Here is a 13,691-nt window from a genome sequence, read left to right on the forward strand (position 1 = left end):
GCGGTAATTTTATTAAGATGAATATAATTAATATGATGAACAGTATCGAGGCTTTCAATCCGGCAACTAAATTGGATTTTTCTTCGAATCAACAGGTAAGTAAAGAGCAAAATTTTGTTGCTGAATTAAAAATGGCATTAGATAAAATTAGCCAAACTCAAATTGAAGCAAGTAAGCAAGCTAAAGCTTTTGAAATGGGTGAACCTAATGTTTCATTAAATGAAGTGATGGTTAATATGCAAAAGTCTTCGGTTTCATTGCAATTTGGCGTGCAAGTTAGAAATAAGTTAGTAGCAGCGTATCAAGAAATCATGAATATGAATGTTTAATTTATTAATGATTCTATTTGTTTAAAAATCGTCATTCATCAACTACCAATTTTTATCAAAAATTGGTTTTCATCTATATTGTTAAAAAGTCAGCCTACTATTCACCTTTTATAACCTTAACAAGTTTAATTTAATAATAAAAAAATTTTGAGGAGCGGGGTTTTTAGCGATTCTAATATGCCAAAAACCCCGCTCCTCAATTATTTTTAGTCGATCTTTTTGATTACTTAGTGAATTATGCTAGGTTGGCAATTTTTTGGTAACTATCTATTTTAGTTTGATAATTAACCTGCTCGCCAATGAGTCTGGTAAGTTCACCATGCCGTAGATGTATTAATTGTTCTAATTGCTCTTGATAACCCAAAATATTATTGATATACATTCGAATAATATCTTGCTGAGGTAATGCTATAGTATCTGTAACATTTAGTTGGATATCTTTAGATAATTGGTGGTATTGAGCTTGCCAGCTGATTAATGATTCCCAGTTTTCTTTTTGTGCATTAATTAGCATTTGCTCAACAACATAATTAAGCTTTTCATATTGTTCTAATAATAAATTATTATTTAAAACTGATATTCCCATAACTATGCTATCTCCCGCCAAGCTTGAGCAATGTTATCAAGCAAATTAAAACAGACTTGCAGTTTGTCTTTATCATTATGTAAATTGGCTAAAACCAACTGCTGACTGATGTATTGATATAATTGATCTAAATTTTCGGCAATTTCACCACCTTGCTCTAGATCAAGTGAACTCTTAAGTCCATTATCTATAATATTAATTGCTTTCGAAATGGCTTGCCCTTTGCCTGCAATATTCCCTTTTTCTATATATAACTCAGCTAAACGAATAGCATTAAGTGCGCCCTCGAATAATAAAACAATAAGCTGATGTGGCGAAGCCTGATTAACACTCGTTTCTAAATTAACTTGCTTATAAGCTTGAACTCCCATTTTTATATTCCTTATTTTTTCATGTTCGCCATCATTTCGAATTGCGTGGTTAAGTAATTGCTCATACCATTTAATTCATTGATCAAGATATCTAATTTAGTAAACTGCACGCGATAACGTTCAATAGTTTGGTCAATAGAGTTGTTAACTTGATCATAGCGTTTATCTAATGATTTTAAGGTTGAGTTTAAGCCGTTAGTTGCGGTATCAATCATACCATCACTATCAATGAAGCTACTCACTTTGGCACATACTTCGTTAGCTATGCCTGTCGTTTCACCATCACCAATAAATAGCATGGCGACTGCTTCACTGTTTTCTTTGAGGGCTTTTTCTAATTCGTTTTCTTTAATAATTAGCTTGCCATTACTATCCATATTGATACCGATTTGAGCCAATACAGAGATTTCACCAGCTTGACCTTTCGAAAAGATAGATCGGATACTTTGATCTATATTACGTAGTGTTGAATCACCAACCAGTGGTCCATTATTACTATTTAATTCATCTGAATTGGCATCACTAGCAGTAAATTGAGTTAAGGCTGATATCGTTGATTGTAATTGATTAAATGCCTCCACCCACTCTTTAAGTGCCTCTTGGGTTTTTTCGTTATCCGCGGTAATAGTTAAATTTTGCGATGTGGTGGTTACTGCTTTTAAAGTGATATCAACGCCAGGGATGACATCTTTAACGGTATTTGATGCACTATTGACGGTAATACCATTAAAACTAAATTTAGCATCTTGCGCTTTAGCGATTTCGCTCATTGCTGATGAATCAGCTTGATTAATATCAAAACCAACTAATGAATTGAGTTTTTCATCATCGGATGATATTGAAGTTATAGTTTGTTGTTCACCTGTTTCTTTAGATGTGATAACCAGTTGATAGCTATCGGTTCCTGAACGAACAATTGTGGCATTAACGGGAGATTCACTGATTGAACCATCTTCATTAACCACTTTAGCTTGGTTAATTGCATTTGCGATTGATTCTAAGGATGTTTCATCTTTACCTAAAGTGACATTTAATTTTTGACCATTAGCTTGTTCGATGGTGATTGTTCGCGTTTCATTATTGTTACCTAACGCTGTTTGTTTATCGTTTATTGTATTAGTAGCAACGCTGTGTGCGCTTGCAAGTTGTTGCACACTCACTGCATAATTACCTAATTGAGCATTGCTACTTACGTTAGTAGTAAAGTAGTTGTCATTGCCCGATACCGTTCTAGCTTGGAACAGCTCTTTTTTTTGTAGTTTTGCTGTTGCGCTATTAAATGTTGATAATGCACTTTTTAATTTGCCAAAACCGCTTATTTTATTATTAATTGTTTTTTGCTGTGCTTTTATTGGCGTAAGACGGTTTTTTTCTACCGCTTCTAATTGATCTAATACTTCATTTAAATCAATACCAGAACCAATCCCCAATATACTCATTGCCATGTTTTATTATCCTATTATAAATTCTTTCATCTCTTGTTTTATCGACTGATGTAATAAAAAGTTTAGATATTTTTACTAATAAATAATTAGGTTTTGGCAATGCATATATTGCTAGACGATTTTACCTATTCAAAAACCAGTTATTTATTCAGTTATCAATGTTATATCCATATCAATTTTGCACTGTAAAAAGATGTAGGTGATATATTGCTACTGGAGTAATAAATTATCTTTTTAATCAATGAACTTTGATATTTTAGAGTGTTAAAAGCTAAATGTTTTTCTAAATGGTTTTAAGGATGGCGGTCGTAATTTAAAAATAAAATTAAGTAATGATCTTTCTAATATAATTTCTATTATTAGTAAATTTATTGCAATTATTTAAATAGATAGGAGTTTAGACAATTTTGCCGCGGCCTTTATTAAATAAGGCTATCAACTGTTTTTTACCGATTAATTTACATATAAAAATGTATTAGGACCTCTGATCGTTTCATCAAACTTAATTAGTTATTCGGTTTTATTCGACGACATAAAATAAAAATTAAAAAAATATTAAAGTTTCTTTTTTTAATACCGATAACTAAATCATCAGCAAAAGTATTGAATAATATTTTCAATATCTCGTTGATCTAACTAATCATATTAAAGGAGATAAAAATGGCACAGGTAATTAATACCAATACTATGTCTTTAATGGCAAGAAACAATCTGAATAATTCTCAAAGTGTTCTTGGAACTGCAATTGAGCGTCTATCATCAGGTATGCGTATCAACAGCGCTAAAGATGATGCAGCAGGTCAAGCAATCGCTAATCGTTTTTCTTCAAATATTCGTGGTTTAACTCAAGCTGCACGTAATGCAAATGACGGTATCTCTTTAGCTCAAACAACTGAAGGTGCATTAAACGAAATTAATAACAACGTTCAACGTATTCGTGAATTGACTGTTCAAGCGGCAAATGGTACAAACTCTCAAAGCGATTTAGAATCAATTCAAAACGAAATTGATCAACGTTTAGAAGAGATAGACCGTGTATCTAAACAAACTGATTTCAATGGTACTAAAGTATTATCTGCTGATAAAACACTTAAAATACAAGTGGGTGCAAATGATGGTGAAACTATTGAAATCAATTTGAAAAAAATTGACAGTACTGAACTCGGTTTAGCTTCATTTAATGTTTCTTCAAGCCCAACAGCAGATCCTTTAAAAACACTTGATGCAGCATTATCAAAAATTGATGAATTACGTGGTGAGCTTGGTGCGGTACAAAATCGTTTTGAGTCAACTGTAACTAACATCAACAATACAGTAAATAACTTAAGCTCAGCGCGTAGCCGTATTGAAGATGCAGATTATGCTGAAGAAGTATCTAATATGACTCGTGGTCAAATTTTACAACAAGCAGGTACTTCAGTATTAGCACAAGCTAACCAAGTACCTCAATCTGTACTGTCTTTATTACAATAAAGTATACCTCTAAAATTTTACTTTAATTTTTATACTATAGTAATAATGGTATTTTTTAATACCATTATTGCTAATAATGTTAATTACCTATTTTTTAATACTTTATTCTTGCCATTAACTCAGTCAATTATCGTCATAATATTCCTTAGCATTTTTTACAATGGTTTAGGAAATGAGTGATAACCTGTATAACTCTCAGGGTGTAGTGAATCAAATCGATTGGCAACAATATATCTATTTAGTTCGTAATGAAGCGTTGAAATTAGCTGTTCGTTTACCGACGACGATTGAGCTTGATGACTTGTTACAAGTTGGTTATATCGGTTTATTAGAATGCATAAAACGTTATGATGCAGCACAAGGTTATACTTTTACTACATTTGCTATTCCTAGAATAAAGGGAGCAATGTTAGATGAGTTGCGTAGTCGTGACTGGCTACCAAGGCAAACCCGAAAAAAAATTAAAGATGTCACTAACGCCATTAATGAATTGGAACAAATTTTAGGTGTCCCACCTAATGATCACCAGATAGCTGCACATCTGCAATTGTCTCTTACTGAATATCGCAAGGTGTTATTAGATTCAAATTATAGCCAAATCTGTTCTTACGATGAGATACAAAAAAAACTCGGCGATAATTTGGATGCGCTGATTGAGCCTGATTCCGATAACAATCCTTTTGCTTTTATTATTAATGATGAAATTCGCAATATTATTGTTCAACAAATTGATAACTTACCTGAAAAAGAAAAAATGGTTTTAGCGCTCTATTATCAAGAAGAGTTGAATTTAAAAGAGATTGGAAAAGTGTTAGATATTAGCGAATCTCGCGTAAGTCAATTACATAGCCAAGCAATAAAACGAATACAAAGTAAAATTAATATATAAAAAACAGAATAAAACAGTAAAACATGAAAAAATAAATTGAAAATAAATCGAAATGATTTTTTTATTGACCTTTTGCTTTTAAAAATGTAACTTTAAGTGAAAAAAAACGAATTAAGATATTTTTTACTGATTTCGCATTTTTTTATGCGAGAAAAATATAAATTTTGGTGAGTAAATTGGGAAATATACAAGAAGACGATATTTTGAAATGTATACATCATTTAAATCTTTCAACGCTTTTATTAAGCCAAAGAATGATAGAGAAAGATAAAGTGATGGCAATGTATCGATTAGGAATTGATGAAAAAACCGCTGATATTTTGAGTAATTTAAGTGCTTCTCAAATGTTGGTTTTATCTGAAACCAATCAATTAACGTTTCAATTTCGATTTAAAAATTCAGCAATGATGGAAAAATTAACTGAAGAGTCTCGCGTTAGTGATATAAAGCAGATGCATACAGGGATCCTTCTATCAAGCTTACTTTTAGATTCTATTAATAAGTAGGTAAATGATAAAAATGAGTAGCAAAAGCATTATCCAAAAATATAAAGAAGTCCAATTAGCTATTCGATTAATTACACTCGGCGCTAGAATTCAAATGTTGGAAAGTGAAACTAATTTAAGCCGTGGAAAGCTGATTAAATTATATAAAGAAATCCAAGGATGCCCACCACCTAAAGGTTTACTCCCTTTTTCTACCACGTGGTTTATGACTTGGGAGCCTAATATTCATTCAAGCATGTTTTATAATGCTTACCGATTTTTAGTCAAGCATGGTACTAAATCTGGAGTTCATGCAATTGTTAAAGCTTATCAACTTTATTTAGAGCAATGTTCCCTTCATCACGATGAAGAGCCGGTTTTAGGCTTAACTCGTGCATGGATTTTAGTTAAATTTGTTGAAAGTAATGTTATGCAGCAATCGTGTTGCAAAGAGTGTAAAGGGCGATTTATTACACACGCTTACCAGCCACATAATAGTTTTGTTTGCAGTTTATGCCAACCGCCATCAAGGGCCGAAAAAAATAATAAAACGCATAAAGAAAGCCAAGCAAAATGCTTACAAGTTTTATCAATACCTAGTGCATTCAACTTAGTCACCGCAAATCAGGTAACGGTTTAGATAAGCAATTAATTAAAAAAGTTTAGTTACATTTTATAGAGATAAAGGAAAGCCAATGCTAATAATTATAGGATATATTGTTGTTATCGCTTCTGCTTTAGTTGGTTATGTGCTAAGTGGAGGGTATTTGGCAGTACTTTTTCAACCATTAGAGTTTCTGATAATTGGTGGTACAGCTATTGGTGCTTTCATTGTAAGTAATGAAAAGAAAGCAATAATTGCTACACTTAAATCGTTAGGTAGTTTATTTAAAACATCAAAATATAATAAAACTCTTTATTTAACATTAATTAATTTAATGTACACCATTTTAACTAAGATACGTCAAAATGGGGGGTTATCTATTGAAGAAGATATTGATAATCCAAAAGAGAGTGAGTTATTTAAAAAGTATCCACTTATTCTTGCCAATCCACAAATATGCGATTTTATCACTGATTATTTACGTTTAATGATTAGCGGAAATATGGAAGTTTATGAAATTGAAGCATTAATGAATGAAGAAATTGAGACGTATACCCATGAGTTAGAAAAACCTGCAGATGCGATTTCTAGTGTGGGCGATGGGTTACCTGCTTTTGGGATTGTGGCTGCGGTTATGGGAGTGATTAACACATTAGCACAAGCAGATAGGCCTGCCAGCGAGTTGGGTGAACTTATTGCACATGCTATGGTTGGAACCTTTTTAGGAATTTTACTGGCTTATGGGTTTGTTTCGCCACTAGCTGCTTTATTAAGACAGAAGAATGCTGATACAGTAAAAATTTTAGAATGTACTAAAGTTATTCTTATTGCCAGTATGCATGATTATGCTCCACAGATTTGTATTGAGTTTGGTCGAAAAACTATTTTTTCGCATGAGCGACCATCTTTCTTTGAATTAGAAAAATATATTCAAGAAGTGAAAGATAAAAATGCTAACCCAACAGAAAATAATGAATAATGAAAGATAAGCCAGTAAGAATAATTATTTCTAAAAAAAAGTCAGGGCATGGCGGTGGCCATCATGGTGGTTCGTGGAAGATTGCTTATGCAGATTTCATGACTGCTATGATGGCACTTTTTTTAGTCATGTGGTTGATAGCCAAATCCAGCCCGCAAGAATTACAAGGAATTGCCGAATATTTCAGAACGCCATTAATACTAGGTCAAAATGGTGGTAAAAATATTAGCGATAGCGAAAGCCCTATTCCTGGTGGTGGCGATGATGTCAGTAAAAGTTTGGGCGAAGAGCAACAGAGCATAATAAATGAACAACCAATAGATCCCAATATAGTTGAAAGAAATCAATTGATCGAAACTGCTCGTAAAATTTATGAGGCGTTTGAACTTGATCCTCGACTGCAAAAATTAGCGGCTAATCTTATTGTTGAACTAACTGAAATGGGGTTAAGAATTCAGATTTTAGCAACTGATGATAAACCAATGTTTGATGTTGGTAGTGCAGTTATTCATCCTAATATGCAAGAAATTCTTCACGCTCTAGCACCAATAATAAACGATTTACCCAATAAGATGACCTTATCTGGGCATACTGATGAGCGCCAGTATATAACAGGTGATAGAGGTTATAGTAACTGGGAATTATCTGCTGATAGAGCAAATTCATCAAGACGAGAACTTATCGCTGCTGGATTAGATTCAAGCAAAATTATTCGAATTATTGGTTTAGCTGATACGGTAGGTTTAAACAATCCTAATTATAGTAAAGATGCTAATCGCCGTATTAGTATTTTAATTTTGAATAAGTCAGCTCAAAAATATATTGAAGATGAAAATACAATGACGGGAATAGATTTTTTAAAACAAGCAACTAAATCTGAAAAATAGCATTGGAATTACACAGGTTAAGCCTGTTAAAAAATTAAATTTCAATTATTTTCTAAAAATAACTAAAGTTTTATCTTTTTTATCCGATATAAGAATAACCCTTTAAGTTAATAATTTGATTATTGACTAAATATATTTAGGAGCTTTTATGTCAAATTCATTGATGAATACCGGTATTAGTGGATTAAATGCTGCGCAAAATATGCTTAATGTTATAAGCAATAATATTAGTAATGCGCATACCGTTGGTTACAATCGTCAACAACAAATTTTGCAACAAGCAAATGGCACTAAATATAATTATGGTTTTGTTGGTAACGGTGTATCTGTATCATCAGTTAATCGGGCATATAATAGTTTTGTGGTTGGCCAATTACGTCAATCTCAATCACAAAATGGCTCTATAAAGGCTTATTACAATGAATTGTCAAAAGTCGATAATTTATTAGCGGAGAATGATAATAGTATTTCCTCGCAACTAAATAGTCTGTTTGCAAGTTTAAATAAACTTTCTTCAAATGCGGGTGATGCCGCTTCCAAGCAAACAGTAATAAATGATCTTAGCTCGTTAGTCAGTCAGTTTAATAAAACGGAATTGAATTTAAAAAATCAGATTGCCAATATCAATACTGAAATTGTTAATAATGTTGATACCATTAACTCTTATACCCAACAAATTGCTGATCTTAACCAAAAAATAGCGAGATTACAGGCAGTAAGTGGTGGTCATGAGCCGAATGCATTGCTTGATGAACGCGATCAACTGGTTAATGAATTAAGCGAGATGATAGGCATCACTGTTACTGAGCAAAATGGACAATACAATATTTCACTACCTAATGGTTTAAGTTTAGTACAAGGGTCATCGGCAACTCAGTTATCTGTACAGCCGTCTAAAGATGATCCTGCTTTAAATACAATTATTTACACTCATAATTCTGGTGCGACTCAAGAACTATCAACTCAAAATATCGCATCAGGCCGATTAAATGGATTATTAGCTTTTCGTGATGGACCACTCCTAGAAGCTCGCAACCAATTAGGTTTGATTGCGTTAAATCTAGCAGAACGATTTAATGAAGTACACATGTCAGGGGTTGATATTAATGGCGAACCAGGTCAGAAATTATTTGATTATCATAGCCCAACTAGTATTGCTAACGCCCAAAATCAAGGTAATGCCACTGCTAAAATTAACTATAACTCAGTGACAGACGTCAAAGCATCTGATTATAAAATTGAGTTTAATGGTAACGATTGGATCGTAACCAGATTATCTGATAACAAGCAAATTACCCCACAAGTTGAAGATGGTAAATTATTGTTTGATGGATTATCTATTGAAATAAATGGTGATCCAGTAGCGGGTGATAGTATCTTACTTAAACCTGTTGCAGATGTAGCATCATCACTCCAGCTACTAGTTAAGGATGTCAACAAACTAGCAACAGGTATTAATGATGATGAAAATGGTAATGGCGATAATCGTAATGTAGCTAAATTGCTTGATATCCAAAATGAAAAATTAATTAATGGCACTAAAACGTTAAATAGTGCTTATAACGCCTTAGTTAGTTATGTGGGAAGTGAAACACAGACAGCTAAAATTTCAGCGCAATCTAGTCATAATATTACTCAAGAAATTTATGAGCAAAATCAATCAATATCAGGCGTTAATATTGAAGAAGAATATATCTCTATGCAGGTTTATATGCAGTATTACCAAGCTAATGCAAAGATTATTGATGCGGCAACCACAATATTCGATACCATTTTAGGTTTAGCTAAATAATAGAAGGGTTTAAATATGCGTGTTAGTACTAATGCAATGTATCAAAAAAATTTAACGAGTATTTTAAATACCAACAGTAAATGGCAAAAATCAGGATTGCATTTAGCAACCGGTAAAAAAATCTTATCACCTTCTGATGATCCTATGGGGTCATCGCAAGCATTAATTTTAAAACAGGCTCAATCAAGAAATACTCAGTATCAATCAGCTCGTGAAAGTGTTAATAACTCGTTAAGTCGCCAAGATACAGTACTAAAAGAAGCGAATACTGTTATCCAATCAATTCAAGAGACACTAGTTTATGCGGGTAATGAGACGTTAAACGATGAAAATAGACGTGACTTAGCCAATAAATTACAAGGACTAAAAGATCAATTAATTTCGTTAGCTAATGCTAAAGACACTAATGGCAATTATATCTTTGCTGGAAATAAAAATGATACACCTCCTTTTGTTGTGGATGAATCTGGTAAAGTTAATTATGTCGGTGGTTCTACAACGATTAATATTTTCATTGATGATACGCGTGAAGTGTCATTAAGTTTTACTGGTGATCAGATTTTTATGTCAGGCGCCAATAGTTCTGTGGAAAGTGATGTTTTTGCTAGCATAGATTATGCATTAGAAGTACTGCATATCGATTTGGATGATAATGACCCTGATGCGATTACGCAATTCAGAGAAGGTTTATCGAAAGCTAGTCAAGGCGTTGATAATTCGTTTGAAAATATCTCAACAGTTAGGGCTGCAGGTGGTAATGTGTTGGCGGAAGTTGAACGATTAACTGCACTAGGTAAAACCTTGGACATTGATTTTCAAACACAAATTAGCCAAATTGAAGATGTTGATTGGTATGAAGCCATTGCAGATTATGTGATGTTACAGGCAAATTTACAAGCAGCTCAATATACTTTTATGAATATGCAAAATATGTCCTTATTTCAAATGAAATAACTTTCTGTCATCACTTATTTAAATCGTTAATAAACAGGAGGCTTATGCCTCCTATTTATTAACTTCATTAAAATTTAGTTAATTTATTTAGTTATTATTTAAAGGCAATTTGTCTAAAACCTGATATTGATTTTTGCGGTGTATTTCTAGCAATTTCTTCAATTCGACTAATAATTTGAATTAACTTTTCGCTATAGTTAGGATCGGTTGCATAGTGTGCATCTTGCAGTGCTTTGGCTGCGGTTCTTGCATCAGGTGCGTTAACAACGGCACGATAACGTGGGCTTTTGGTAAGTAAATCAAGATAATCTGCTAATGCATGTTGTTTACTTTTATAAACTCTAAATTCATCTTGAATCTTAACCATATTGTTATTTAAAAATTCTCGTGTTGTTAACCGAGTTGAATTGCCTTTCCATGATGATGTCGCTTTTATGCCAAAATAGTTGTGACTTGGTTGATTGTCGGCTGTTTTTATCTGCTTTTTACCCCAACCTGTTTCTAAGGCCGCTTGTGCAATGATAACCTCATAAGGAATACCTGACATTTTGGATGCCTTTTTAGCTGGTTCAAACCACTCGACTATAAATTGCGTGATATGGTCTTTATCAAAATCATTAACTGCTGGCGGTAATGGTTTGACGTTAGTATTCGTTAATTTATTCGTTTGCTGGTAAAGCATTTGACCTAATGCCGCAGGCGATGAATTTGAATCACTAAATAAAGATTGTGCTAATTCAATATTATTAGCCTGAGATTGTGGGGTAATAGATCTATTTGGCTGATTATTTAATTGTTTGGCAATAATATTGGCAAGACCTAATCCTTTACCTGCAGCCTGTTGAGCAATTTGCTGATCAAACATCGAAGTAAATAACTGCATTGCAGATTGATTAAATAATCCACCATTAGGAACGGCTTTTCGCATAGATTGCATCATCATATTGACGAATAGTGTTTCAAACTGATCGGCAACTTGCTTGACACTTTCACTTGATCCACTAACAGCGTTACGCCTTAATTGGCCAATGCTCGAAAAATCATAAGCAAAGCGATTAATAGACTGATTAACTAGGTTTTTCATAATAATTATGCTTTAAATCGTTTCCAATGCAGCGTGCAAACAACCTGCGGTTTTTAATGCCTCAAGTATCGACATTAATTCTGTTGGATTTGCTCCTAATAAATTAAGTGAGCTAATTACTCGGTTTAAATCAGCGCCAGAAGCTAAATTATGTAATGCTCCGCCATCTTGTTCGATGCTAACCTCATCATCAGGAACAACTACGGTTTGTCCTCCGGCTAACGGAGTGTTAGGCTGGCTAACTTTTAATTTGTTATTGACCACCACAGACAAATTACCATGAGCAACGGCACAATTGTCTAATTGAACTTTTTGATTCATCACCACCACGCCAGTGCGCGTATTAATGACTACTTTTGCTGAAATTGGTGAAGCACTAATTTGTAGGTTTTGAATCTTTGATAATAATTTAACTCTTGCCTGGCTATCTTGTGGCATGTTCAATTTAACCGTCATACCATCTAAAGCAACTGCGATATTTTTTTGTACCTTGTTAATTGCTTCAGCGATTTTTGATGCCATGGTAAAGTCAAAATGGTTAAGGTGTAAATGAATGGTACTTTTTTCATCTAAGCGGGTTGTTAATTCCCTCTCAATTGTCGCTCCACTCGGAATAGTTGCACCAGCCATTTGATTAACTGTTACACTACTGCCTTTGCTGCTTGCGCCCATACCACCAACAAAAAGATTACCTTGAGCAATGGCATAAACTTGATTGTCGGCACCTTTCAATGGCGTCATAATCAATGTGCCACCGCGAAGGCTTTTGGCATTACCTAATGAAGAGACAACAACATCAATTTGTTGCCCAACTCGTGCATAAGATGGTAATTTAGCCGTTACCATTACCGCAGCAACATTTTTTAATTGCATGTTACTACCTGATGGTACGGTAATACCTAATTGTGAAAGCATGTTGGTTATACTTTGAATAGTAAATGGTGTTTGTGAAGTTTGGTCTCCAGTACCATCTAGCCCAACAACAATTCCATAGCCTACTAAGGCGTTTTCACGCACGCCTTGAATAGTTACTAAATCCCTTATTCGTTCGGCATAACTATAGGGTGTGCCCACTATCATTATTAAAATAATAAAAGTTCGTAATTTATTAAACATAATCAGATTCATTAAAATGGTGAAAGATTAAAAAACAGGCGTTGTAACCAACCCATAGTTTGTGCTTCATCAATGTAGCCATTACCTACATATTCAATGCGAGCATCGGCAACTTGAGTTGAAATAACGGTATTGTTACCACTTATTGTCCTTGGGTTAACAACGCCTGAAAATCGAATAAATTCTGTTCCCTGATTTATTGCAATTTGTTTTTCACCAATTACTTTTAAATTGCCATTAATCATGACATCTTGAACGGTGACGGTGATGGTTCCACTAAATGTATTTTTTGCATTAGCGCCACCTGATCCTTTAAAATCGTTACTGCCTGAGATATCAGTATCTACTTTGCCTCGACCAACTAATCCATCTAAAAAGTGAGGAACGGTTTTTACACCTAAATTTACCCCACCATTACGGCCAGCATTAATAGATGAACTTTTACTCGCACTCACATTTTCTTGTAATACAATAGTTAATACATCACCAATATTGCGAGGTCTACGATCTTCAAACATTGGTTGATAGCCAAAACTACTTGGTTGTGATGCTTGATATATTGAGCCACTTGAATTAACAATTTCTGGCATTTGAGGAACAATACTGGTTTGCCCTTCAACTAATGCTTTTTTAGGTAATTGGCTACAACCAACTAATAACATCATTACTAAAATATAAAGATATCTCATTATCATAG

At 33.6% G+C, this 13,691-nt stretch carries 15 protein-coding genes; 9 read left to right on the forward strand and 6 right to left on the reverse strand.

Annotated elements, in window-relative coordinates; all coding sequences use genetic code 11:
• The first annotated feature begins 35 nt into the window (after positions 1–35).
• Positions 36–329: a flagellar hook-basal body complex protein FliE gene (gene fliE, locus A9G07_RS00495; protein ID WP_416380056.1), complete on the forward strand. Its 294-nt coding sequence runs from the start codon at positions 36–38 to the stop codon at positions 327–329.
• A gap of 235 nt (positions 330–564) precedes the next feature.
• Here fliE and fliT read toward each other — a convergent pair whose 3' ends face one another.
• The 3 genes from fliT to fliD are packed head-to-tail and all read right to left on the reverse strand — an operon-like array spanning position 565 to position 2,731.
• Positions 565–915 carry a flagellar protein FliT gene (fliT, locus tag A9G07_RS00500; RefSeq protein ID WP_065733612.1) on the reverse strand — a complete coding sequence of 117 codons (351 nt, stop codon included), beginning with the start codon at positions 913–915 and terminating at the stop codon, positions 565–567.
• Between the two features lie 2 nt (positions 916–917).
• Entirely contained in the window at positions 918–1,286 is a 369-nt protein-coding gene (fliS, locus tag A9G07_RS00505; protein WP_065561862.1) for a flagellar export chaperone FliS, read from the reverse strand.
• 11 nt (positions 1,287–1,297) lie between these two features.
• Positions 1,298–2,731, reverse strand: coding sequence for a flagellar filament capping protein FliD (gene fliD, locus A9G07_RS00510; RefSeq protein WP_065733613.1), 1,434 nt, complete (start codon positions 2,729–2,731; stop codon positions 1,298–1,300).
• 660 nt (positions 2,732–3,391) lie between these two features.
• On the opposite strand from fliD, the gene A9G07_RS00515 reads away from it, so the two are divergent.
• The 8 genes from A9G07_RS00515 to flgL all read left to right on the forward strand — a co-directional run bounded on the left by A9G07_RS00515 (position 3,392) and on the right by flgL (position 10,794).
• Positions 3,392–4,204, forward strand: coding sequence for a flagellin N-terminal helical domain-containing protein (locus tag A9G07_RS00515; RefSeq protein WP_065562537.1), 813 nt, complete (start codon positions 3,392–3,394; stop codon positions 4,202–4,204).
• Positions 4,205–4,376: 172 nt separating this feature from the next.
• Complete coding sequence (locus tag A9G07_RS00520; protein WP_065562536.1) at positions 4,377–5,093, forward strand: RNA polymerase sigma factor FliA; 717 nt, start codon at positions 4,377–4,379, stop codon at positions 5,091–5,093.
• Positions 5,094–5,278: 185 nt separating this feature from the next.
• Positions 5,279–5,599, forward strand: a complete 321-nt coding sequence (gene flhD, locus A9G07_RS00525; RefSeq protein ID WP_141673924.1) for a flagellar transcriptional regulator FlhD — start codon at positions 5,279–5,281, stop codon at positions 5,597–5,599.
• Positions 5,600–5,612: 13 nt separating this feature from the next.
• On the forward strand, positions 5,613–6,218 hold the full coding sequence (gene flhC, locus A9G07_RS00530; protein WP_081299485.1) for a flagellar transcriptional regulator FlhC: 606 nt from the start codon (positions 5,613–5,615) through the stop codon (positions 6,216–6,218).
• 55 nt (positions 6,219–6,273) lie between these two features.
• Entirely contained in the window at positions 6,274–7,161 is an 888-nt protein-coding gene (gene motA / locus A9G07_RS00535) for a flagellar motor stator protein MotA (RefSeq protein WP_065733614.1), read from the forward strand.
• On the forward strand, positions 7,161–8,048 hold the full coding sequence (motB, locus tag A9G07_RS00540) for a flagellar motor protein MotB (RefSeq protein WP_065733615.1): 888 nt from the start codon (positions 7,161–7,163) through the stop codon (positions 8,046–8,048). The genes motA and motB overlap by 1 nt, the downstream gene beginning before the upstream one ends.
• 148 nt (positions 8,049–8,196) lie before the next feature.
• Positions 8,197–9,840, forward strand: a complete 1,644-nt coding sequence (flgK, locus tag A9G07_RS00545; RefSeq protein WP_065733616.1) for a flagellar hook-associated protein FlgK — start codon at positions 8,197–8,199, stop codon at positions 9,838–9,840.
• A 15-nt stretch (positions 9,841–9,855) separates the two neighbouring features.
• Positions 9,856–10,794 (forward strand): flagellar hook-associated protein FlgL, encoded by a 939-nt coding sequence (gene flgL / locus A9G07_RS00550; protein ID WP_065733617.1) that lies wholly within the window; start codon positions 9,856–9,858, stop codon positions 10,792–10,794.
• Positions 10,795–10,888: 94 nt separating this feature from the next.
• On the opposite strand, the gene flgJ is transcribed toward flgL, so the two are convergent.
• From flgJ to A9G07_RS00565, 3 genes are read right to left on the reverse strand one after another with little or no spacing between them, the layout of a single operon-like run.
• Positions 10,889–11,878: a flagellar assembly peptidoglycan hydrolase FlgJ gene (gene flgJ / locus A9G07_RS00555; RefSeq protein WP_065733618.1), complete on the reverse strand. Its 990-nt coding sequence runs from the start codon at positions 11,876–11,878 to the stop codon at positions 10,889–10,891.
• Positions 11,879–11,890: 12 nt separating this feature from the next.
• The gene (locus A9G07_RS00560; protein ID WP_065733619.1) at positions 11,891–12,994 is read right to left on the reverse strand and encodes a flagellar basal body P-ring protein FlgI; all 1,104 of its coding nucleotides are present in this window, start codon (positions 12,992–12,994) and stop codon (positions 11,891–11,893) included.
• A gap of 11 nt (positions 12,995–13,005) precedes the next feature.
• The gene (locus tag A9G07_RS00565) at positions 13,006–13,683 is read right to left on the reverse strand and encodes a flagellar basal body L-ring protein FlgH (RefSeq protein WP_081299484.1); all 678 of its coding nucleotides are present in this window, start codon (positions 13,681–13,683) and stop codon (positions 13,006–13,008) included.
• Positions 13,684–13,691: the final 8 nt, after the last annotated feature.

It is taken from the genome of Gilliamella sp. wkB72 (assembly GCF_001693745.1).
GTDB classification, from domain to species: Bacteria; Pseudomonadota; Gammaproteobacteria; order Enterobacterales; family Orbaceae; genus Gilliamella; species Gilliamella apicola_E.